14 protein-coding genes and 2 CRISPR repeat arrays are annotated in these 22,101 nt (G+C 39.2%); of the genes, 1 reads left to right on the top strand and 13 read right to left on the bottom strand.

Going from position 1 to position 22,101, the window contains the following annotated elements; genetic code table 11:
• Positions 1-67 precede the first annotated feature (67 nt).
• The 4 genes from cas3 to H6G92_RS27350 are packed head-to-tail and all read right to left on the bottom strand — an operon-like array spanning position 68 to position 6,850.
• On the bottom strand, positions 68-2,344 hold the full coding sequence (gene cas3, locus H6G92_RS27365) for a type I-D CRISPR-associated helicase Cas3' (RefSeq protein ID WP_190898334.1): 2,277 nt from the start codon (positions 2,342-2,344) through the stop codon (positions 68-70).
• Complete coding sequence (gene cas5d, locus H6G92_RS27360) at positions 2,337-3,095, bottom strand: type I-D CRISPR-associated protein Cas5/Csc1 (protein ID WP_190898333.1); 759 nt, start codon at positions 3,093-3,095, stop codon at positions 2,337-2,339. Before cas5d ends, cas3 begins: the two co-directional genes overlap by 8 nt.
• A 3-nt stretch (positions 3,096-3,098) precedes the next feature.
• Positions 3,099-4,136: a type I-D CRISPR-associated protein Cas7/Csc2 gene (gene cas7d, locus H6G92_RS27355; RefSeq protein ID WP_190898332.1), complete on the bottom strand. Its 1,038-nt coding sequence runs from the start codon at positions 4,134-4,136 to the stop codon at positions 3,099-3,101.
• 20 nt (positions 4,137-4,156) lie between these two features.
• Positions 4,157-6,850, bottom strand: a complete 2,694-nt coding sequence (locus H6G92_RS27350; protein WP_190898331.1) for a CRISPR-associated protein Csc3 — start codon at positions 6,848-6,850, stop codon at positions 4,157-4,159.
• A gap of 551 nt (positions 6,851-7,401) precedes the next feature.
• On the opposite strand from H6G92_RS27350, the gene H6G92_RS27345 reads away from it, so the two are divergent.
• Positions 7,402-8,265, top strand: a complete 864-nt coding sequence (locus H6G92_RS27345; RefSeq protein WP_190898325.1) for a transcriptional regulator — start codon at positions 7,402-7,404, stop codon at positions 8,263-8,265.
• 13 nt (positions 8,266-8,278) lie between these two features.
• A CRISPR array of direct repeats spans positions 8,279-11,000; the repeat unit is 37 nt; unit sequence GTTTCAATCCCTAATAGGGAGTAACTGAAATTGTAAC.
• Between the two features lie 55 nt (positions 11,001-11,055).
• Here H6G92_RS27345 and H6G92_RS41390 read toward each other — a convergent pair.
• The 9 genes from H6G92_RS41390 to H6G92_RS27310 all read right to left on the bottom strand — a co-directional run.
• Positions 11,056-11,895, bottom strand: coding sequence for a hypothetical protein (locus H6G92_RS41390; RefSeq protein WP_449289985.1), 840 nt, complete (start codon positions 11,893-11,895; stop codon positions 11,056-11,058).
• A 5-nt stretch (positions 11,896-11,900) separates the two neighbouring features.
• On the bottom strand, positions 11,901-12,695 hold the full coding sequence (locus H6G92_RS27340; RefSeq protein ID WP_190898320.1) for a hypothetical protein: 795 nt from the start codon (positions 12,693-12,695) through the stop codon (positions 11,901-11,903).
• Positions 12,696-12,956: 261 nt separating this feature from the next.
• A CRISPR array of direct repeats spans positions 12,957-15,005; the repeat unit is 37 nt; unit sequence GTTTCAATCCCTAATAGGGAGTAACTGAAATTGTAAC.
• A 407-nt stretch (positions 15,006-15,412) separates the two neighbouring features.
• The gene (locus H6G92_RS39735; RefSeq protein ID WP_242059329.1) at positions 15,413-15,832 is read right to left on the bottom strand and encodes a hypothetical protein; all 420 of its coding nucleotides are present in this window, start codon (positions 15,830-15,832) and stop codon (positions 15,413-15,415) included.
• A gap of 193 nt (positions 15,833-16,025) precedes the next feature.
• A complete protein-coding gene (locus H6G92_RS27330; protein WP_190898316.1) occupies positions 16,026-17,033 on the bottom strand; it encodes a patatin-like phospholipase family protein in 1,008 nt (335 codons plus the stop codon).
• Positions 17,030-17,944, bottom strand: a complete 915-nt coding sequence (locus H6G92_RS27325; RefSeq protein ID WP_199344993.1) for a diguanylate cyclase regulator RdcB family protein — start codon at positions 17,942-17,944, stop codon at positions 17,030-17,032. Before H6G92_RS27325 ends, H6G92_RS27330 begins: the two co-directional genes overlap by 4 nt.
• Before the next feature lie 164 nt (positions 17,945-18,108).
• Positions 18,109-18,612: a hypothetical protein gene (locus H6G92_RS38885; protein ID WP_199344992.1), complete on the bottom strand. Its 504-nt coding sequence runs from the start codon at positions 18,610-18,612 to the stop codon at positions 18,109-18,111.
• A 107-nt stretch (positions 18,613-18,719) separates the two neighbouring features.
• The gene (locus tag H6G92_RS27320; protein ID WP_199344991.1) at positions 18,720-20,483 is read right to left on the bottom strand and encodes a dynamin family protein; all 1,764 of its coding nucleotides are present in this window, start codon (positions 20,481-20,483) and stop codon (positions 18,720-18,722) included.
• A gap of 157 nt (positions 20,484-20,640) precedes the next feature.
• Positions 20,641-21,078 (bottom strand): hypothetical protein, encoded by a 438-nt coding sequence (locus tag H6G92_RS27315; RefSeq protein ID WP_190898480.1) that lies wholly within the window; start codon positions 21,076-21,078, stop codon positions 20,641-20,643.
• Positions 21,079-21,376: 298 nt separating this feature from the next.
• On the bottom strand, positions 21,377-22,101 hold a 725-nt coding region (locus H6G92_RS27310; RefSeq protein WP_206758848.1), incomplete at its 5' end, for a hypothetical protein.

The raw sequence follows: 22,101 nt of genomic DNA, 5'->3' as shown, positions 1-22,101 counted from the left end.
TTTCTTAATCTAGACTAAGCATTTTCGTACCATTGATACAAGAACTTTATTACTTGGAAGTCTATTATCATGCAATAAAAACTTCATCATCTGGGAGACGTAACTGTTTAAACTTCATTGCCATTGTTAAGATTCCTGACAATCCTGCTAAAAACTCATATTGTCTTTCACCATCATCGCAAACAATATTTATGGGATAGGAAATAATTCCTTGTTTACGTAATTGGAAAATAGCAGCAGCATTAGCTCTGGGACAAATAATTACTCCTGGTAACAAGTGTTTTGATAATGCCTGTAATTCAGGCGTTGGTCGTACTGCTTCTCCAATACTACGGATAACTTTACAATTTTTAAAAGCTGTTAGTTTATTTAGCTGCGTATTAACAAACTCTTGTCGGCTACCAATATAACGCATTCTAAAGCTTAGTTTATAGGTTTCGGTAGCACGACTTTTGATTTCGATAAAGTCACCATTTTGAGCAAATTCGTAATAACGTAATAGATGAAAAGGTTCTAACTGTGTTTCTTCAGATTCATCTGCAACTAAATTATGCGGGTCACGAATTGGCAAATTTTCAAAGAGACTATAACGAAAGCTAAATAATGGTGCATAGCTTGTACTAAAAACCTCAGCAAATTCTTTTAGTTCAGCTAATATTTCATGTTTTTTAAACACATCCTCGTATGCTTCTAAGGTTATGCGTCCAGCTTGTAAATCATCCGACTCTTCAGGAGACTTTACCTTGATATAGGTTTTGACGAAAGCCTGACCGCCTTTGATATATTTCCAATCTTTTTTTAATTTTTCTAAAGACTCTTTAGCAATGTTTTCAGCACCTCGTAAAACTTTGATTCTATAACGATAGTCTTCCCAAGTGTGATTTCCTCCCAATACAGATTGTAGAGTCTCAAATAATTTAGGAATTAATTCAGCACCTGAAAGATTTTGCAAAGCTTCTTCAAATTCCGATAAAGGACGTGCGATTTCTAGAGATGCTTCTGAACGCCAGTAAGCTGTTAAAAAAGGCTTATCCAAACAAGGAAGTGTATCAAGTACCTCTTTTAGCGCTGTACGTCCCCCAGTAGTATCTAGAGAAGTTAAACCTTCTTCCCAAGCGTTAGCAGGTAAGTAAGCAATAGCTTCTGATTGAATATTAGTTTCAGATTTACCCAAAACACGCCCTACTCTACCAATTCTCTGCCAAAATGCGGCGCGATCGCGTGCTGAAAAAATCAACCAATCTAAATTTTGCCGTTTCGGTTCAGAATGTCTTTGAAAGTTAAATCCTACATCTACAGTGCTAGTGGCCAAAATAATTTGACACTGCATAGCCCTTTGTCTATCTTTTTTGGGTGCAGGGCCAGTTATACGCCCAATATAATCACCAATTCCTTGCTGTCGAAGTAAATCTGATAGACGATTAATATTATCAAGAGAGTCAAGAATTACAGCACCATTTTTATCAGGTCTTTCTCGAAAACGTTGGACAACTTCTGCTGCTAACTCTGCTAACCATTCTTCCTTACTATCTGGTTTTGGTCTTAATTCCAGATTAACTGCTGTTTGTGATGGTAAAAAATTAGTATTACCTGCTTCTCCATCAATTCTTGCTATTTTCACACTAGCCTGTTTTAAATTCTGCAATGCTAATTCACAAGCTGGTTCTGGTGTAGCTGTCAGCAATACTACCTTGCGTCCGTTCTCAAAAAAGCGAAAAACGTGAGAATAAGCGAGATAAAACAGCATTCCTACTAGCTGTTTAGCATCGTAGAGGTGAAATTCATCAAAAATGACTGTCGAAAATTTGGTGTAAAAACCACTAGCAATATTACCTCTATCTAGCGGATTATATGCAAAGTAAGTTGCATAATAGAAAATATCAGGATTTGTTACCAATAGAATTGGTCTATTTGCCCCAACATCACTAAAAACTGTAGCAGGATTCTGCAATACACTATACAGCTTTTCCCCTGAACGCCTGCCAACTTTATCGTCAGGCCAGCTTTTAATGTCTTTAGCAGAAGCTGATTTGACTACATGACGTAAGTTAGCATCACTCACAAACTTTTTTGCTGCTTCTGTTTGCTGTTCAATTAAAGCATTAGTTTGAGCAATATAAACAGCACTTTTATTTGGTTGATGTTTTAATACTGTTAGTCCTGCGTTGGTTTTACCTGTGCCAGTTGGTGCTAAATCAAGGATAATATCTGCATCCTTAGATTGTTCAAATACATCAACTTGATGCTGAAGTGCATTCCCCATAAAAGATAGTTCATCTGGCAAAGATGCACAAGCTGAAATACTGCGCGGTTCTAATCTGATAACTAATCTTTGATTACTCATTGTTACTTTCTCTACCACAAAAATGTAACCCTGCTGGTACAATCATTTCCCCAATTTGCCAAGCAGCACCCTGAAAACGAAGATTTTTAATGATAGGTGCAGGAGGAATAGAAATTAAATCGAACGCTAAAGCCTCTATTTGCTGTGGTAAATCAGCAGCATTTAGATAATGTTGACTTTGATATTCACCTTCTGGTAGTAGAGTCACAGGAAATTCATTCACCACATTCACCTTGACTTTACTCATGAATTTACCAAGGCGAATATAATTTGGTAATTGGTAATTTCCAAATACCAAAGTTTGAAATTTGTTTCTGCGTTCAATCATCCGCAGTCTTCCAGTTTGCGGAAAATTACTTGGTCTAAATGAACTTGGTTTTTTCCCTTGGCGTTGTAATGGTAAATCTTCCCGCGCCGTGGCAACACGGTTATTAGTCATTGCATACCAGTAAGAATCAGAAAGAGCATTGAAACGTTCAAATCTGAATGTCACCCTACCTACTGGTGAAGCTGGTAAGATATAAAAATCTTGTGCGATTGGTTGTAAATCTTCTTTGTAGGTTGGTCGTCCTGTAGCCTGACCTTGGAGGCGATAGGGGGAATTTACTCTACCTAAAGCATAGGTAAGAGCATAATTCCCAATTACCCCCTCAGTATAATAGGTATCAGACAACTCCCTAGAGGCAAAAAAGACTGGTTCAAGACAGTATAATTCAACAAGTTTTGCCTGCTGAAAAGGAATTGTTGACATAATCTAAATCTCTACTTCAACTGGTGTATTCTTGCCTTTCGCCTTAGCCTTTTTCTTTTCAGGTGCAACCTGACGGAAGGATTCATAGGATTGCGTTAAACGCTTGAGAAAATTATCACGTTCAGCTTCTGACCAATTAGTTTCTACATCAGTCAGCAAATTGGCTAATTCTTCTTCAGATAGCTGCACAGAAACCCCTCTCTTATTTTTCCAATTAGTAATTACTTGTTTGCTTGCTGTAATTAATTGATTAATATTCAAAGGGTGTTCTAAAGGCTTATCTAAGACATCATAAGTAGCTTGTACAAGTTCCAGAGAACTAGGAAGTTCGGTAATACTACCAAATACACCTAATATTTCGTTTTCCATGCGTCCAACACGACTGGAAACCGCACCATAACGACTTGTGAAAAGAATGTTACCGATGATATAACGCAGTTCATCCGCAGTTACATCTTTTAGGGTGACGACATCCAGAAAATGCACACCTGGTTTGATGTATTCGCTTGTATTTAAAGCTGTTGATGCTTTCGTATCTTCATCTTTCTTTAACCGCATTGTGCCATTTTCGTAGATGGCATTTATAGTGCGATCGCCTACAACATCACTAGCAGGTAAAATACTAAAAGCATCTTCAGTCCAAATGCGACTTTTTTGAGCGCCACCCCCACCAGCCGCGAAGCCGTAGAGGAAACAATCTACACACATTTCACAAGGTGCATTAGTATTTAAAGAACAAAGAGAGCCATCTTTCGGGTTAGTGTATAAAAGCTCATGCGCTCTTAAATGTTCTCGTCCGTAGCGTCTTTCTGGTGCTACTTGTTTACGCTTGGTCATTACCAAGCGTTGAATTATAGTTTTTTGATTTTCACCCTCTAAACCAGCTTGGACAAATTCGCTACACATTGGTTCACCTGAACCTTCTGTGCGAAAGATGGTTTCAGAATGGGTTGTTCTTAAAACAACTAAAGTAATAAAACGTCCTTTGGGGAAGTTCTCATAACTTGTTGCTAGAACTGAAGAAAGTTTTGAAATGGACATGATGAAAAACTCCTAATTATTTAAACAGTTGTAGTTGTTTCGACAGAATTATCTTCAGATTGACTTTTAAGTTGTTTACGTGCTTCTTCAAGGAAGAATAAATAAGCAGCTTCTAAAGTTTTTTGGTCAGATAAAAACTTTTCAGGACGTGCTGAATAAACCTCCTCATATAGTTTTCGTAATAGCTCGTAATAACGCTTGACTTGTTCATACTTTGTCGCACCTACACCATGCTCACGGATACGGTCTAAGCGAGTATGATATTGCTGTACTAAAGCGGCAAAAATTACATCTAAACCTAAATAAGGCTTTTGAGAACGAATAGCAGCAATAAAGGCTGTAAATGGTTCTGCTTGAGCAGTTCGTTTAAAAGAACTTCCCCAAATTTTTCCCTCTGCTGCAACTTGAGCAGCTTCTCGAAGATATTTAGTTAAGAGTAAGTTTTCATCCGGCATAAAACTCTCCAGTAAAGTATTTAACGGCTCAGAAATGCGACTCCAAATAACACTTAAATTTGGTTCGTCTTGTTCTCGTAGAGTCCAACGTAGCAAGACATAATAAAGTTCAATTGGTCTGACACAAGCACGAGCCAAATCATACAAACAATCATCAGCTTTCTGAATACTTGCAACAGATGTTGCTAGTTTGCCAATGCAACGTAGTCGCTCAAGAATTTTTTCTGCATCTTGGCGTTGCTGATATTGTCCATTTCCCAATAAAGTTTGCAGTGCAGAAGGAATTCCCTCTATTCGTCCATAAACATCATTAAATAACTCCACCTCTAGATTGCTACTCAAGGTAAAAGGAAAGCCAATATCTAAAGACAAGGAAACTTCTAAAGCAAGTCTCAGTGACTTTAGTAAAGCTAAAGAATTATTAACATCTCCCCAAAGTAAAGGAATAATGACAGATGTATGAACAAAATCAGGACGTTTTGGCAATGCTAAACCAACTACTTTATTAGCTTTAAATTCAAGCTGGTTATCTTTATATAATTTCAATTCATCAATAGTGACAGTACCACCTTCAGCATTTGTCGCTGCAAGTTGTTCTAAAAGTTCACGCCAAATTCTTAACAGTTCTGGAGCAGAACCTTTAGGTAATGCTAAGTGCAAATAAAGCGGGTCTTGTTTTTTTACAGCAGGAAAGTTCGCCCCGACTGCCATTAATTGGTAGGCTAAAGCTGCGATTGAATCTGCTTGTCTTTTCGGTTCAGCACTGATACCACCCGGTAAGCGATTAGAAAAAGCTTGTACTTTTGTACCAGGAGGCATATTATCTGAAATTAGCTCATCTATATCAGTAGAAGTAGAACCTAAAGAGCATCTTTGTCTGGGATTTGCTTCTACATAAGCATTTAAATCATCGACTCCATTTAACCGAATAGCAAAAGGTAAATTCACCATTCGGCTAACGGCTGCAATCATTTCTTCAGATACTTCTATTTCTTCAGATATTTGTGTACTTTCTTTTCTTAGTTGGAAAGATTCTTGTAGAGCTTCTTTAATACCCTCAATTCCTTTAACAGCAGCTTTAGCAGCAAATAAAGGCCGCCCATATTGGCCATTAAATGGCTCAATTGCAGTACGCTGAAGTTCAGATATACCCGTGTGATGAGCGATTTTATCCCAAACTTCTTTAGGGCTTAATCCGGCTTCTCTATAACTAAGGTAAGCTGCCTTTAAACCTTCAGATATGGCAAATTCTTCTGCATTACTTACAGGTAATAACTGAAGTTCAGCCGCTTTTATTAGTGCGTCTGCACCAGCCGCTTCACCCCACTTAGTTACATCTTTAGCAATCTTGTCTGATTTGTATCCAGCTTTTTTTCTTTCTAAAAGAGCCTCAACATTTACCAAAACTTCCTCAATATTTTGTTGGATAGCTTGATAAGTAACTTTAATACCATCCTTCGTAGGTCTGACAAGTTTTTCGATATTATTCCCAAAAACTTGGTCAATTTTACTTTGCCAAACAGCAGCTATTTCTTTTGTCAAATCTACCTTTGCTAAAGCTTCCCCTTCAAAGAGTTCGCCATCAGGGAAAATTGCTAAAGGATTTAATCCATACTTTTGCAGAACCTCTTCGCAAGCACCCAGCAACAGGGCTGTAAGATAGCCTTTATCTTCAGAGATGCGTATTCTAAAAAGGTTACAGCTTCGTCCAAAAGCAACGGTTAATTCTTTTTCCAGTTTACGAAAACGTTGTGCATCTGGAATTCCTAAATCAAATAAGTCCGCAGATGTAAGCATCGCCGCCCAACGTTCAATATTTGGGTCTTCTGGTAAAAATCTTGCTCCATCGCTGACATTATGACCTGAATGGCGCTCAATTAGCTTTCTGACTAACTCCAAATCATCTTCTGAGACAACAAAGCTAAGTACACCAGCCTTTCCAAGTTGTTCTCGTAAAAATTCCTGATTTCTAGCTAAGGTTTTTACTTTTCGTTCTTGAGAATCTAATTTATTGAGGTCATGTACAGCAGTTGCAGCTAGTAGCAAAGGTCTTTTATCTTCTGGTACTTCCGCGATTCGGCTAACTGTCAGAATAAACTGACACGCAGAATCAAGGTGTTCTGCAAGGGTCGTACCCTTTCTTACGCCGTACTGATGATGATGTGCATGATTTTCGTAAAGCTGGGGGCGAATTTCCGTGAAATAAATCTCCTCCAAGGTTTTGGGAGGAGCATTTAAAAGCCGACTGCGCTTAATCATATTGAAAGATATAGATTTAATACCAAACTCAGTCTCACTAAGTGGTCAACAATCACCATAGTCTGTCTTAATTTCTTGTGCCATTAGTACGAGTTTTTATTGAATGAATTTTCAAGCCCTATTTTCAGGTGGGCGAATTCTGACTCTATCTAATTCAGCAGTTACAATCGCACCAGAGAATAATTCGTTTCCGTAAAGCTGAAGTACCCACAAATAAACTATTGATTGTTCTGTGGTTGAGAGATTAACTAAGCGCAAGATACCATCAAAAAAATGCTCGCCGAGATTTTTGAGATGTATACTAAAGAACCCTTGAGAATACACTCTAATCCCTAGCAGGGATTGAAATTGTAGAAAAGATGTGATCAAGACGTTAACATAACTTCATGAATCCCTATCAGGGGTTGTAAGCCAGAGCTATACTCTGGCTTTTTCGTATCTGCCTAGTGGGTAACATTGTGTTTTTGGTATTGAAATTATTGATTAACTTGATATACATATAAAATAACTTTAAATACCATTTATGTCAATAGTGTAATTACAATTGGGCAATGTCGAGAAAAAAAGAAACGATTACACTGTCAATTCCTCCAGGAACTAAGGAACAGCTAGAAGCGATCGCACGCCGCATGAATATCTCGTGGGGCAAAGAACCCAGTATTTCGGGGTTAATAGTGGCGATTGCCCAACAATCTGTAGAGGTCGGAAAACCCTTCATACTTGACTCAAACCAAGTTAATGCTTTACAGCAAGCAATAAAAGCCCTGAGTGATGCAGGTCAGATAGGGCAAGCTCAAACTATACTTACACTTTTGTTAGAGCGAGGAAATTTGGATGCAGCAATTCGCCAATCTTTACTCAAGCAAGCAAGCAAACTCGTACAAGCATGGCGAAGTCAAATAGATGAATATAGGCAAAATAAACAGCCTTTTTACCTGCTTTATGAAAATTCTCAAGGGCAAGAACTACAGTACACGGTACGTTATGCAGAACCACGCTTCTTTGATAAACGCTTTTATTTAATGATTTGGTGTGAAGAAACCGAGGATGTAGAAAATTTGATTCCTGATTTGCCAGAACTTTGGCACAACCGCAATTTAATTTTTGATAAAATCCGCTCAATTGTACCTGCAAGCGGTGAATGGCGAGATGGGCTGGATCACATAAAAGTGTATTTACACTTTCGAGGCTGGATGGTAAAGTCCTATCAACGCAGGGAAGATGACTTAGAGGACGAAACAATTGGGGATGTACGCCAAGTGGTGCGACGTGTTGTCAACGACTTTTGGCTGATTCGAGAAGTTGCACGCTACTGGGAGGATTGCGTGATTGTGTCTCCTGAGAGTCTACGCGATCGCTTAAAACAAAAACTCTTTACCTTATGCCAGTTGTATGATGTCAATACCAAGAGTTAAACTTCTACATTATGTTTTAATCCCTGATAACGAATGAGTGAAATTGTAACTTCAATGCAGTAACTGAAATTGTAACGTGGTGTCCGCCACAGGGACTACACCAGTCCGCCTGTTTCAATCCCTAATAGGGAGTAACTGAAATTGTAACGCAGGGTTTAACCTGCCATTGAAGTATTCACAAAGTTTCAATCCCTAATAGGGAGTAACTGAAATTGTAACCATGCAGTAGTGTAAATGCACTTTCGGCAAGCTGCAAGTTTCAATCCCTAATAGGGAGTAACTGAAATTGTAACGTATTGATCACTGGATACTGAGAATCAAGGGCAAGGTTTCAATCCCTAATAGGGAGTAACTGAAATTGTAACTTAGTAATGTAGGGCGATCGGCTGGGCAGTCTGCGTTTCAATCCCTAATAGGGAGTAACTGAAATTGTAACGCCATCTGGCTAATTGCTACCAGTGCAAGCTTTTGTTTCAATCCCTAATAGGGAGTAACTGAAATTGTAACTGGAATAGCGATCAGAATAGTCTAGGGTAAAGTTGTTTCAATCCCTAATAGGGAGTAACTGAAATTGTAACTTGTCGTTGTTACCGATCATCTTCAAACCATCGATGTTTCAATCCCTAATAGGGAGTAACTGAAATTGTAACCTTACCGCACACTCTACAACTCATGCGGTCGTTCTGTTTCAATCCCTAATAGGGAGTAACTGAAATTGTAACTTTGGTTACGAATCCTAAGATTTGAAAGAAAGAATGTTTCAATCCCTAATAGGGAGTAACTGAAATTGTAACTTAGCAGGTAAAAGCATTGTAGAATTTCCTGGTTTGTTTCAATCCCTAATAGGGAGTAACTGAAATTGTAACCTTCAAGGTGTAGCTTACAAGTAGTACATAATGGTTTCAATCCCTAATAGGGAGTAACTGAAATTGTAACGATTTAATCCAGATGGGGTGAAATATTTGTTGGATGTTTCAATCCCTAATAGGGAGTAACTGAAATTGTAACTGGTATGGGATAAAGTAGTCTCTGGTAACTTCCTGTTTCAATCCCTAATAGGGAGTAACTGAAATTGTAACCTTGCAGATAGAGAAGGGCGATCGCTGTCCAATATGTTTCAATCCCTAATAGGGAGTAACTGAAATTGTAACGTCCGCAACTCAAAAATCCAGCACACGATAATAGTGTTTCAATCCCTAATAGGGAGTAACTGAAATTGTAACTATCGCTTACCCACTCGATATTAAATAGTTGGGGCTTCTCGTTTCAATCCCTAATAGGGAGTAACTGAAATTGTAACTTAGAGCGTAACAGGCTAGCCGCCTCAACAGGCTGTTTCAATCCCTAATAGGGAGTAACTGAAATTGTAACTTTCCTCTGCCATTTCTTCAACTACATTTTTTAAGTTTCAATCCCTAATAGGGAGTAACTGAAATTGTAACTTTGAAACTTTCTATTTCCGAAACTTCCACCAATTGTTTCAATCCCTAATAGGGAGTAACTGAAATTGTAACAGGTTTAGCGCAAGCAAAAAACAGCGACTCTTCTGTTTCAATCCCTAATAGGGAGTAACTGAAATTGTAACATGCAACCACAACACAAAAGGTGTACATTAGGCTTGTGTTTCAATCCCTAATAGGGAGTAACTGAAATTGTAACCAGGGGTGCAGTATGGTAGCTACTAAAGAATGCGTTTCAATCCCTAATAGGGAGTAACTGAAATTGTAACGCCTCGCTTATATGCGAGATACGCTTACCATTACGTTTCAATCCCTAATAGGGAGTAACTGAAATTGTAACGTACTGAGCTTTGCTCTGCTTATTCTGATAAATCTCGTTTCAATCCCTAATAGGGAGTAACTGAAATTGTAACTTGGACTTGAAGCTGCTAAATACGGAGCTATCGTTTCAATCCCTAATAGGGAGTAACTGAAATTGTAACTCAATTAGCGATCGCCCCCGATTGCCAGTATAGGTTTCAATCCCTAATAGGGAGTAACTGAAATTGTAACCGAAACCTCTCAAAAGCGCAGAACCGGAAACGGTGGTTTCAATCCCTAATAGGGAGTAACTGAAATTGTAACTCCCGCATGTCAGGCCCGGCAATAGATGGGCTGTTTCAATCCCTAATAGGGAGTAACTGAAATTGTAACCCGAACTGCATCTAGAAACAAGGGATGCAAAATCACTGTTTCAATCCCTAATAGGGAGTAACTGAAATTGTAACATGTTTCAGCCATGAAAGGAGCTAATTTATCATGTTTCAATCCCTAATAGGGAGTAACTGAAATTGTAACCGTACATGGTTGAATCCTGATTGTTCTCTTTTGCTAATTTATCATGTTTCAATCCCTAATAGGGAGTAACTGAAATTGTAACATGACTACTCTGTTTGGAATTCTTAGTATGTTTGTGTTTCAATCCCTAATAGGGAGTAACTGAAATTGTAACGCTAGGGAGAGATTAGGAATTAGCAGAGACACATTAGTTTCAATCCCTAATAGGGAGTAACTGAAATTGTAACCTCTAAGTGGTTCCCACCTCGTGAATCACTAGTTTCAATCCCTAATAGGGAGTAACTGAAATTGTAACTTCCACCGTGGGAGGAGACGATACAAAAGCTACAAGTTTCAATCCCTAATAGGGAGTAACTGAAATTGTAACTATTAGAAACGGGGGAAAACCTTTCATATCAGTAGTTTCAATCCCTAATAGGGAGTAACTGAAATTGTAACCACTAGCTAAGTGATTTACGTACTATCGGAGTGGTGTTTCAATCCCTAATAGGCCCTAGCTATCTAATTGGTATTCAAGAGCTTGAGACTCAAGCACAGTAAGAAGTTCCGTATGTTGATCGACCAAAGCTTGTATTGTGCGAACTGAATGACGATGAAGGCGATGTTTTTGTTGACGGGGTGCTTCACCCATTGCTAATCTGCGACGTTGAGTGTTGTATTCTGCTACAGGTACTTCCCGAATTTGTGCCAGTAACATTTCTTCACTTTCGGCTAGGAATAGAACTTGATATTGCCCAAAATCACGTAATTCGGCAGTTGATTTGCGCCCACTAATCCGCCTTTGATGACGACGTAAATTGCTGAACATAGCTTCCATTTTCAGGTTATCTGGCGGCAAGCCAGGGATATCATAGCAGTGCAATAAGTTAGTACCGTATTTATCCCATAGTCGTTGTAACTTTTTCAGTAGAGCAAACTGTGCCGGATTTTGTTTAGGGTCAGGTACAAACTGCTGTAATAATTCTTCCATCTCGCATCGAACTTTAAGGCTTGTCAAAGATAAGTTGCTAGTATCTGTAGTATTAGTCACATTGTCTTTGATGGGGTGGGAGTATTTCGGGTAATGCAAACAATCAGCAATTCGTCGTAACCATTGGTGCGCCTGTTGCAAATCCAACGCTACCGAAAGATTGTTGCTTAAAGCTTGATCAATCCATACTGACAAGAGAGACAAATAATCTGTATCAATTTCTCGACATGGTAAATTACGTAGTATCTGTCCAATAGTTTCTAATTGCTGGTAGCCGCTTAAACCGCCCCAGCGAAAAGGTTTGCGACTGGTGCGATTGACACAATCTCGAATCGCAGCCCGAATCTGGGATTCGATTGCCATTAACTCTATGTCTCGTGACAAATAGGGGATTCCTGAAAAAAGGGGAGACTATCTTGCTGCTGTTCGGAGCCTGGGTCTTGGGGTCTTTCTGAGAACTCAGGGACTTTTGGCATTCCATCTAAGTCTGCCTTTAATTGTTGTCGTAGTTTTGTATCTAATGGCAACACCGCTTCACTCAGATTACTGAGAAAGTGTGCCTGACAACGTTGATGGGGTGCATCTGGCCAACTTAAATTCATTGCCGCGATGATTGCTGATTCCCCATCTGACAATGTTGCCAGCACTTTGTACGTTAACTTTTGATATGGTTGCAGCCACTCAATTAGCTGTTGTCCTTGTGCTTGTGGCAATTGAATTGCACTGACTGGTGTACCACTTAATACTTCATATAATACGTATAACAGAGTCCCGTGTCCTTCCGGCTGTAAGGCATCAATTGCCCAAATTAAACCACCATGTTCAGCGGCTGTAGCAGCTAATTTCGAGTGCGTATGTGCCATCGTTCCACCCAATAGTGCCAGAAATTGACGATATAGCTTACCTACATTGCTTTCGTTAATTTCAACACCACGGTGGTTTAATAAGCGTCGAATTTCTGCCAACTGTTGATGCTCATGTTCATGCTGCCAACCTATAAATGCCAGCACGTCTAGCCCGTATGTACTGTAAGGTAAGCTGTATTTTAATACGCCAGTAGCATAGTAATGTTTACCAAAATGTGTACAACTGGAATTGGTACATTCTTTACTCTTGCCTGCCACAAATACTACACCATCCATTGTTTGAATCGTTTTACGCATGTGTCTTGGTCTGCGTAGCGCTAATTCTGCCCCACAATGCACGCACTCGATGAGTGAACATTCTAATACTATTCGTTTGATATTACTGAATTTTCGTTCTGGGCGATGGCGAGGCAACTTTACTATCACTAATTTTTTACTGCTGCTAGGTGCTTTCCTCAGCTTACCTGCTTTGTATACCAATTAGATAGCTAGGGCCTAATAGGGAGTAACTGAAATTGTAACCTTGATACTATTAGCACCACCAGTAATATTAAGTCGGTTTCAATCCCTAATAGGGAGTAACTGAAATTGTAACTTCCTGTTTCTCAGGGTTCCAAACTACATAAGCTGTTTCAATCCCTAATAGGGAGTAACTGAAATTGTAACCTATTCTTTGGTCATCGATGCTTCTATCTGGTTTGTTTCAATCCCTAATAGGGAGTAACTGAAATTGTAACACCCCAGTTTGCTGCGATCGCAATGATTGCTCTGGTTTCAATCCCTAATAGGGAGTAACTGAAATTGTAACTATTTTAGGTGAATCAGTGCAGCTACCAGATGAACGTTTCAATCCCTAATAGGGAGTAACTGAAATTGTAACCCTACTCCTACTCCTGAAGTTGACGGGGAGATTCCTGGTTTCAATCCCTAATAGGGAGTAACTGAAATTGTAACAGCCCGTGATTGTAGATACTCGTACATTTCTTTATCGTTTCAATCCCTAATAGGGAGTAACTGAAATTGTAACTAATCCCTTTAGTGCTTTAAACCCTTGGTAAAGTGTTTCAATCCCTAATAGGGAGTAACTGAAATTGTAACTTGCATACGCAAAAAGTGTGCATTGCACATCCGTTGGTTTCAATCCCTAATAGGGAGTAACTGAAATTGTAACAACGTCTGTTGATGCGGTCAAAGTATGCCAAAAGTTTCAATCCCTAATAGGGAGTAACTGAAATTGTAACTTTTTTAGGAACAAATCACAAACTAGGACAATCGTTTCAATCCCTAATAGGGAGTAACTGAAATTGTAACTTTGGAGGCTCCGCGCCATGTTAGAAAAGTCCGTTTCAATCCCTAATAGGGAGTAACTGAAATTGTAACTCGGGAGGTGTTGAAGGCAGCACTTCCATTAAGTTTCAATCCCTAATAGGGAGTAACTGAAATTGTAACGTAACTTTCCTCTGCCATTTCTTCAACTACATTTTTTAACTTCCATTAAGTTTCAATCCCTAATAGGGAGTAACTGAAATTGTAACCCGCCGCTTCCCTCAGTGGCAGGAGCAAGCGAAATGTTTCAATCCCTAATAGGGAGTAACTGAAATTGTAACCTCGTGCTGGCTACAAAACCATATAATGCGTCGGTGTTTCAATCCCTAATAGGGAGTAACTGAAATTGTAACTTTGCATCTGCGATCAGCAAGCTAGAAGCAAATGTTGGGTTTCAATCCCTAATAGGGAGTAACTGAAATTGTAACCAAAATAGGAATTATGACTCAGGAAGAAATCGTTTCAATCCCTAATAGGGAGTAACTGAAATTGTAACGTTTTTTTATCTAGTCATGATTTCCAAGAGATCAGTTTCAATCCCTAATAGGGAGTAACTGAAATTGTAACCGGGGGTATCTTCATCTGATATCGCCGCTTTAGGTTTCAATCCCTAATAGGGAGTAACTGAAATTGTAACAGTCGATGGGTAAAAGGCATGGCTCCAGATTCAGCTGTTTCAATCCCTAATAGGGAGTAACTGAAATTGTAACTTAGCAGCGCGTCCCATTCCTCCCAAGATTTACGTTTCAATCCCTAATAGGGAGTAACTGAAATTGTAACGTCGCAATTGATTGTACCAACCTAAATCGTCTTTTTTGTTTCAATCCCTAATAGGGAGTAACTGAAATTGTAACGTGACAATGAAAAAAGCCAACTTGAAAAAGCAACTCGTTTCAATCCCTAATAGGGAGTAACTGAAATTGTAACCCACCACTCCCATCGGCCGCCGGAGCAAGTGAAATGGTTTCAATCCCTAATAGGGAGTAACTGAAATTGTAACGCAAACAGGGCACAAAGCACAGCTACAACTGCTGTTTCAATCCCTAATAGGGAGTAACTGAAATTGTAACCTTGCTGCTAATTATCTAAATGATACTAATCAGTTTCAATCCCTAATAGGGAGTAACTGAAATTGTAACGACTGGATTTAAAGCTATTTGCTGATTTTAATTTGTTTCAATCCCTAATAGGGAGTAACTGAAATTGTAACAAATACTTGAAGATTCTCAGAATTGTAAAGATTTGTTTCAATCCCTAATAGGGAGTAACTGAAATTGTAACGTCAAAAGCCCAAAAAGCTGTATTTATTAGGTTTTCAAGGTTCCGATGCGCGGATAGGTTAATCATAGCATGGAGAATTTAGATTGAATAGTAAGGGAATAGCTAAAACCCAGTCTGTGTAAGGTGCGCGGGTGCTTAAGTAACTATTTTGGCTAAAACTCTTGCACTAAGCACATTTGAAACCCCTATTCCCATTTTTGGTTTTGAACACCTACCTACCCGCGCATTCCGCAAGGGAAATAATCTTGTTGTGTTCACCAGTGAGCCAATTAACTTTTCATATCATAATAATATAAAAATAGATATAGCTTCTGATTCCGAAGTTACGCTACTCTCAAAATCGATTACTGTACTAGAAGTCCCTAGTGATTAAAGGGCTTTTCCTGAAAGGGTTGCCGTAGGCATCGCTACTCATCCCATTTCACCAGCATCCCATCCACAATCGCAATCTTCCACTGCGGAAACTTAACCAGCAATTTCTTAATCATTATCACCAGTGCTGGGTCAGCATTCCAACACTCTTGCAAAAAATCAAACCCCGGATTTTGCCCCGAATTCGCCGCAACCTTGAGTTTCTGCATCCGTTCCGGTCGCATATTTGACCTCGCTACAATCGCCTCATGCGACCACTTTTCAGCACTGGTGACAGGCGCGGCGGAACTTTCACCCTCATCAACTGCTTTGACTTCTCCACCTGAAACTTGGTTTTCTTCCGGCAAGAAAGCAGATTCACCCTGTTCTACTTGCAGGGCGAACGCACGGTATTTCTGAAACCCCTGCTGGATAAGGATATTGACGAAAAAATAGGTTAAATTAAAAAACGCCAAAACCCTTGCTATTAAAGGATTCTTATACTTTAGATGCGTTTGCCCTGGTTCTACTTGCCTCTGTGTTTGATTAGCGATCGCTGAATTTAAAGATTTCTCATTTTGTGCAACAGGCGCGGCGGAAAATGTGTCTTCATAGGGGGAGATCGCCCCTTAGTCGGGTTTCGGATGAAATAACTTACCTAAAATATTTTCATAGCGGTGGGTCATTCAGGAGACGCTGTGTAGAATTAACCAACGAGTTATGAGACTCACGTTGATCTTTCACAGTTCTAAAAACCTCCATAATTGGAATTAAGCAGCGTTCAGCATCTTCGTAACCACGCTTTTTTAATTCGGCGATGCGTTCTGAACTAAAATCCAGGTAGCTATCAATTTTACCAATTATTGGAGTGTCAGACTTTTCAATTCTCTGTTCAGGTCTAATTTCAATTACAGTTTGTTCGGGAAAGTTATGGCGATTCCAAGCAGCGCCATTTTTTAAGTGAATTACAATGACGTTTTTGCAACCACGTTTTGCCAAAGCTCTCAAAGGTACGTTATCAGCTAAACCGCCATCTATATAGGACTGTCCGTTAACTTCCTGACTAGGAAATGCTAGAGGAAGGGCAGCACTAGCTAGAAGCAATTTGTAGACTGTTTCATCATCAGTACAGTCCTGAATACAAAGCCAGTGAGCATCCGTGCCAGTGCGAGCGCGTATCAAATCAACTAACCAGTCGTAACCCAAAGCTGGTATTTTTAAAGAGGGAAAGACTGTTACCCATAACTCAATACCACGCTGCAATTCACCAGGGTTAACAGCTTCTCGTAAAAGTTGCTCGATGGGAGCAGGGTCAAAAATGGCACTTGAATTTTGCATTAAACCCTCTGTTATAAGAAAATCAAGCAACCATCCCCGCAGTGTAGGTGTAAAGGCTTGAGTAGCGTAGCTAAAAGTACGGAGAACAGCACCTGTATTTGTGCGTAAAATTTCTGCTTTACTTAGTTGTTCCCAAAGTTGATTCAGACGTTGAACAGCGTAAGGGAAAGGACGATACGCTGAGAGAACAGCACCATTAAGAGCGCCAATGCTAGTTCCGGCAATAATTTGGGGTTCAAGTCCTAATTCGGCAATATATTGAAGAGCGCCTACTTGGTATGCTCCTTTAGCACCACCACCTGTAAGTACAAGTCCAAGTTGGGGGTTAGCTGGTTTCATTGCATCATCGCCATACAATCATTTGCAGTTTCTTCCACCACATAGGTGATAAATTCCCGTACGTCGGTGGTGCGGGAAATAGTGCCAATTTGGGCGCGACATAGTGCTAGTGCGCTTTGTGCTGGTTTAGCCGGTCTAGCTTCTGTTGGTAGCGTCGCTAGTTCCAAAGTTGTACCAATAACAAACAAATATGGTGTATTAACCAGACGCTGCTGTGGAACGGAGCGAATTTCCAGTAAAGCGGCTGTTAACTCTTGGTCATTTTTTGTCATTCTCATACAGGATTGATCTAATAAATCACTAAGACCAAAGAAACTATCAGGAAGTTGTTTACTTGTGGCAATAATTTTATTCACCAAAAGCTGACGATAACGTTCTGTATCTCCAGTTTCTAGTTCATACATCATTACAGAACTACTAAATACTTCCCGTGCTAGTAAAGCAACTTGTACAGCCCAAGGAAAATTTGTATAAGTTTGACCAGCAGCCCAAGCAGTGAAAATATGATCTAAATCTTCATTTGCTGCAATTCGCACTTCTAAACGATGTACCTGGGCCTCAAGATTATTAAATCTTGTAGTAACTTTTTGAGCTAACTCGTCTAGTTGATCGCTGAGTTGAACTATTGCGTATTCTTGTCTTTGCAAACTTTGTTTATGCTTACGAATAGCATCACGCGCTTCTAGCAATGAGTTTTGAGTGACTTTCAAAGCAACTTGACTAATGCGAAGTGAATCACTAACTTCTAAAATCCAGCTAGAAAGAGCTTCTTGCCCTGAAACTAAGTTCCCATTTAATAGGAGTTTTCGTTTACTATTGCTGCCATCTAGTTTATCCCATAGTTCTCCAAACCAACTTCGATTTTTATGATATCGGATGATATCTTTGCTGACTTGAATACCATTTATCAAGTCAATTATAGCTTTATCACCAACACCAGGAACTCGACGCTGAAGTTCTTCAAGGGTGCGAGTAGAAGGGCTAATAATATGAATATTTTTATCTGTTGCATTGGAATTTTAGCTATTCTAATATAATGACTATTTTTTTGACTAAAAATTTATTCCTTTTTGATTTAGTTATTTATATGTTTTAAATATTCTAAATACCCGTTAACTTTATTTATCTTTTGACTAGTTTGAGTTTCTAACGAGTGAAGGTTATTGACTAATTTTTCTTTCTCATCAGTTTGAATTTTTTGGTCTGTCTGTGCCTGTATTAAAGTATTACAGTAATTAGTCAAATAGCTATCAAGCTCTGCAAAAAAATTATCAACTCGTTGCTTAAAGTCTTCATCTAAGTATTGATTGATTCCCCCTTTAATATTTTCAATACTATCCTCAATTAATTTATTTGATTTATCAATTATTTCTTGAAGCGAAATTGTGTAATAGTCCTCTTTTTTGTCTGGACGTTTTACATTTATAGTTTCTTTTTTCTTAACCAACCCAAACCAATGGAAGAAGTCTCTCTTTTCAATTATTTTTGTTTCGTAACCTTGAGCTATCCATTTAGTATGCTGATTAACGTTTACTTTCGTGTTCCCTATACTTTTACTATCTAAATTTGGTGTTGGCAAAGACAAATTGACATGAAAGCTTTCGTTTAATCTTTGACGCGCACGCTCAATAATTGGCTGAGTTTCAGTACCTAAAGAATTTGTGATATCTTGACGTGCTTGTTCAATTATTTTTTTGCTTGTTTACGAACACTTTCGATCAAAGGCTGTATAACATTAGACTTTGCAGATGCGATTGCTTGTTCTCCAAAATCTTGTGCTGCGGCTGAACTTTGGAATTCAATTATACTACTACTTGTTTTAGGCATTTCAATTTTATTAAACTTTTTAGAAACCCATTTAAAAAAATTTTGGCTTGCCAAACCTCCTTTTTTTATAAAATCTGCGCGTTGATATTCTTCTTCAGTAAAATATGCTTCTAAATTTTGTTTAGCTTCTTGTTTAATAGTTTCAAGAATTCTCTCAAGCTGTTTATAGAGATTAGCCTTAATTTTATCTATTTCTTGCAAACGATTACGACATTCTTCTAAGGATTGCAAGTCTCTTTCTAATGCACTGACTTCTTGTTTTAATTTTACTTCATCTTCGTTAATGGCACTGCTACGAAGTTGTACATCATTATTCAATTCTTCAAGATAAGCACGAGTAATCCTGAGTGCAGATTCTATGCTTCTAGGTGCAGCTTCTGCCATAAGTGCATTAATAGCACCAATTAGAAACTGGTCAAAACCTGACTTTTTCCACAACCTTTCAGCTTTGCGTTGTAAATCTTCTGCCGTTGCTTCTTCAAGTTCTTCTTCCCAATCAATACCGAACACTTCTTGAGCAAGCAAGCGCACTGTTTTTAGCTCAGTCACCTTAATACCGCAACCCTGATGCAATTCTGTTAAAAAGGTAGCAGAGGTAAATGCTTGTCTAGCTGATATTTCAAATACTCTATTAATATCGCCGGAACCACCTATATTAAACTCCGCAGCTACGAACTGCTGCACTTGTTCAGGACTCATATCACCATCTCGTCGTTGATCAACTTTGTTAATCAACACGTATAAATTATCTTTGCCTCTTAGTTCGATAACTTTATCAACATCTTTTTTGACTTTTTCGGCAGCCTCAGTTTTAAGTTGGGTAAAGTCTAGAACCATTAATACTATAGAGCTTTTGGTAAGCTGTTCTTCAACTACACCCTGAAGACGCAAATTTTCTCCTGCCTCGTTTGGCCCAGGAGTATCAACAATTACTAATTTACCTAGATTTTCTGATTGCTGATTAGTTTGAGATGAACGCCAAAATTGAGTGTGTATTCTGGGAACATCCATTAAGTATTGCAACGGATCTGCTTGTGGCTCTAAAAGACTGCACACTCTGACAATATCGTTCAAACTAGTTAAGGTATGAATAATCTTCTCCCTTCCTTCACTTTTGCCGGGAATTGTCAGTCCGACTGCTTGCTGAATTTGCTTTGGGATTTTTGCTAAATGAGGATACTGAGCAAGTTTTTCTTGCGCTTGTTCAATCCCCATCTGATCAATTCTCTGGCGTAAGGCTAATAGTGTTTCTTGAAAAACTGTCAAAATTTGGGGATTTAGATATAAAACTGGCTGAGTTAAGTTCCTATCAAAAATAATCTCAGTCGGAAGCGTCGTCATCGCAGCGTTACGACTTGGCAAAATCTCTTGCCCGATGATGGCGTTAGTAATAGTAGATTTGCCAGCTTTCATTGGTGCAACAATTGCCATTCTCAACTCAAGATTTCTGACCTTATCTATTTCCTGATTGACTTGTTGCTCAAATTCTGCGTATTTTTTGCCAGCACTATCAGAAATAAGTGCTGTACTAGCGTGATTCATCAGTGAACTGACTTGCTCTAGGAGATCAATAACATCTTTCTGCAAGTCCTGTATATTCGGCTTCAGTACCTCAGAAATCATTTATTCTTACTCCGCATCTAGTAAAGTACACTTATGCCAAGTCTGCCTTAGTAGAAACATAAGAACCTCAGTAACAATACGGCTTAGTCTATTACTTATCTATTTCAACTAAACAATTTCTCCTCAACCCACATAATTCTCTGCTCCAAGAACTTAGCTAACACCCTAGCACCCCATCCACAATCCCCCACTGCGGACACTTCGCCAGCAATTTCTTGATCACAATCCTCAAAGCCGGATCGTCACTCCAGCACTCCTGCAAAAAGTCAGACCCCGGATTCTGCCCCGAATTCGCCGCAACTTTGAGTATCTGCATACGCTCCGGTCGCATATTTGACCGTGCAACTATCGCCTCATGCGACCATTTTTCAGGATTTGACACGGGCGCGGCAGAACCTTTACCCTCATGATCTGCTTTCATTTCTACACCTGAAACCGAGTTTTCAATCATCAACTCAGCAGAGGGGCAACTCGGTTCTATTTTCTGATCTGCGATGGCTACGCCTGCCGCAGGCATCGCTGAAGTTGAAGAAAATTCAATTTGGGCAGGCGGCGCGGCGGAATAAGTGCCAACTCTTAGAGACGCTGTGTTCAAGGGGCGACAAGCATGTTAAAGTGCTTGCTGTAAAATGATGCCAGCATTATTACGACGGTCTTGGTCAAATTACGAGATCGTTCTTTTTTACCACGAAATCGCTCTCCACAGATGGGTCTGCTACCCCCATACAGTTCATTCTCAATAAGCAACCAAATCTTTCAAAGGGTCTATACCTCTCAAACCTTTATCTGGCAGGGTTTAGAGGCGACTGTCGCCCTTTGAACTCTGCGGCTAAATAATTACCCCCATTTTATGACCAAACCCAGATGTGAATTTTGAAACTTTTGTAGAGTGCTTAATCTATCAGCTTTAATATATCTGTTAGTGCCGTTCCTGAGTAGTATTGAATATTGGGAGAATGATTAACCTTACCCGCAACAAAGCCAATTTTCATTCCAGATGTATAAGTGACTCCGGCACGGGTAGTTTGTTCAATGCGAATTTCATACTCAACAGGTTGCCCTGGTTGAAGCCAAGAATCAAAGCGATTGCCCAAATTAATCTCATAAGCATCGGCCCAGTGAGGATAGGTCTGATGTGGAACAAGTGGGTAAGATATCTCGCTCATTTTGGAGTTGTTCTGGGACAAAATAATTGTCAATTTAACCGCTTTTAACTCGCCTAGAAGCTTACCTTCATCTAAAAGAGTAAAATTGCGGGGATCGCTTCCGCGATCAGATCCTTTAAATTTAAAACGTCCTAAACGTTTAGGGTGAATACCTCCAGTAATCGCAATTTCGGTTTTGGTTGGCAAATTATTAAGTTTATATTCCAATGTGCCTGGAATATAAAATTGCAATTTTCCCAATTCAGTAATTTCAGCTTTGAGCGGAGGATCTCCTAAATCTTGTGGGCGTTTAACAGTTTGCCAAGACACTTTAAAAGAACTTTGGACGGTTTCTAATAAACGATAACTATCTCGGACATCCGAACCAGTGCCCAGTAGGCTCTGTAGCCCCATTTTTTTCGACAAATTTTTCTTGAGCAGCCCAATGCTTCGATCAACTAACAGGCTAACGC

The organism is Nostoc foliaceum FACHB-393 (assembly GCF_014698505.1).
In the GTDB taxonomy this organism is placed as follows: domain Bacteria; phylum Cyanobacteriota; class Cyanobacteriia; order Cyanobacteriales; family Nostocaceae; genus Nostoc; species Nostoc foliaceum_A.
Note: the sequence above shows the minus strand (reverse complement) of the source record. Positions and strands in the feature narration are given on the sequence as shown.

Coding starts and splice junctions, on each gene's coding strand:
- cas5d (WP_190898333.1), bottom strand. CDS start 3,095: ATGTCAACAATTCCTTTTCAGCAGGCAAAACTTGTTGAATTATACTGT.
- H6G92_RS27330 (WP_190898316.1), bottom strand. CDS start 17,033: ATGAAACCAGCTAACCCCCAACTTGGACTTGTACTTACAGGTGGTGGT.
- H6G92_RS27350 (WP_190898331.1), bottom strand. CDS start 6,850: ATGATTAAGCGCAGTCGGCTTTTAAATGCTCCTCCCAAAACCTTGGAG.
- cas3 (WP_190898334.1), bottom strand. CDS start 2,344: ATGAGTAATCAAAGATTAGTTATCAGATTAGAACCGCGCAGTATTTCA.
- H6G92_RS27320 (WP_199344991.1), bottom strand. CDS start 20,483: ATGATTTCTGAGGTACTGAAGCCGAATATACAGGACTTGCAGAAAGAT.
- cas7d (WP_190898332.1), bottom strand. CDS start 4,136: ATGTCCATTTCAAAACTTTCTTCAGTTCTAGCAACAAGTTATGAGAAC.
- H6G92_RS41390 (WP_449289985.1), bottom strand. CDS start 11,895: ATGGCAATCGAATCCCAGATTCGGGCTGCGATTCGAGATTGTGTCAAT.
- H6G92_RS27340 (WP_190898320.1), bottom strand. CDS start 12,695: ATGCGTAAAACGATTCAAACAATGGATGGTGTAGTATTTGTGGCAGGC.
- H6G92_RS27345 (WP_190898325.1), top strand. CDS start 7,402: ATGTCGAGAAAAAAAGAAACGATTACACTGTCAATTCCTCCAGGAACT.